Source organism: Streptomyces sp. 13-12-16, assembly GCF_002114215.1.
Lineage (GTDB): Bacteria > Actinomycetota > Actinomycetes > Streptomycetales > Streptomycetaceae > Streptomyces.
Genome location: NZ_NCTE01001125.1, coordinates 1 through 1,310, shown reverse-complemented (window position 1 = coordinate 1,310; position 1,310 = coordinate 1). Strand labels below are relative to the sequence as shown.

Below are 1,310 nucleotides of genomic sequence, written 5' to 3'. Positions count from 1 at the left end.
CGACGGCGCGGAGGAAGGGGGCGGAGGGGAGCAGGTGGGGGGTGGTGGGGGGTTCGAGGGTCTTCCGGGTGGCCGAGGCGGCGGGGTTGTGAACAGTGCCCGCGGTGTTCACACGTGAGCCGTTCACGTCGCCGAGCCGTGGTGTGAGCACCTGCTCCAGTGCTCCGGGCAGCAGCGCGGCGAGCCGCTCGTCGGAGCCGGAGCTCACCTCGAGCCAGACCGGGGAGCGGTCGTGGATCAGCAGCAGGACGCAGCCGGCGTGGGTGAGGGCGGTGACCGGTCCGGCGGGGTGGCCGGCGAGCTGCTGCCAGACGCGTTCCCGCAGCGGGACCTCGGCGATCTTGCTGCGCCTGCGCAGCCAGCCCTCGACCTCGGCCAGTGCGAACGAGGGACTGGTCTCGGTGCCGCCGACGGGCCGGGGGAAGTCGGTGTGCCGCCGGCGCCAGTTGCTGACGGCGGCGCGGCCGACACCGGCCAGCCGTGCGATTCCGGCGGCGGTCACTTCTGTCGCGTCGTCCTGCATGCCCGGCACCCCGCCCTGTTCCCTCTGTTCCGTGCGTGGCGACGAGCATACCGGCGCGCGCAAGATTGACGCTTCACGTGCGTATACGCATACATTACCGTGAACTTTGTTGGCTCTGTTCACAACATCTGCTCTTATTGGCCCCGCGAACGAGCGACCGTCGGCAGGCGGCGGTGGCCGCGCCGGGAGGGACACAGTCATGGGCATGAAGAGCAAGATCGCGCTGGGCGCCGTCGTGGGGATCGTCATCATCGGCGCCGCCTCGGCGAACTCCGGTGACTCGGACGGCGGCTCCGGCGACAAGGGCGCCTCGGCGTCCGCGGAGCGGCGGTCCGGCGGCGCGAAGCCGGACGGCGCGTCGGACGCGAAGCCGGCCGAGGACAAGGGCACCGAGAAGGCGTCCCAGGCCGAGCGGTTCAAGGCGTTCGTGCAGAAGAACGGGACGCCGCAGGAGAAGGACGCCGTCGCGCACGTCACCAAGGTCCAGGGCGCGGACGAGCAGAACGACATCCTCGACGCCGCCGACATCTACACCGACTTCACCGGCGGGCTCATGGGCGAGGGCACGGCCCCCGCCAAGCTCCTCACTTCCGCGTTCGCCGACTGGAAGCAGAGCGACAACGGTCTCGTCACCGTCTACGACGCCGACGGCGAACTGCTCGGCACCGGCAACTTCTGAGCGGCTTGAGGGAGCACCGGGGAACCCGCCGCGCGCCGCACCGCGCCCGCCCCCTCCGCCCGGCCGCCGTGACGACCACCGGGCTCCACGCACCCGGCCCCGCCCCGG

Annotated in this window: 1 protein-coding gene and 1 pseudogene; one reads left to right on the top strand and one right to left on the bottom strand. The window is 71.8% G+C overall.

Features of this window, described 5'->3' with window-relative positions; genetic code table 11:
- Nucleotides 1–523: pseudogene (locus B7767_RS36300) on the bottom strand (SAM-dependent methyltransferase); the annotation flags it as partial.
- Between the two features lie 199 nt (nucleotides 524–722).
- On the opposite strand from B7767_RS36300, the gene B7767_RS36295 reads away from it, so the two are divergent.
- A complete protein-coding gene (locus B7767_RS36295) occupies nucleotides 723–1,202 on the top strand; it encodes a hypothetical protein (protein ID WP_085575752.1) in 480 nt (159 codons plus the stop codon).
- The last annotated feature ends 108 nt before the right edge of the window (nucleotides 1,203–1,310 follow it).

Bases quoted from the DNA above. Each gene is read 5' to 3' on its own strand.
- B7767_RS36295 (WP_085575752.1), top strand. From the start codon at position 723: ATGGGCATGAAGAGCAAGATCGCGCTGGGCGCCGTCGTGGGGATCGTC.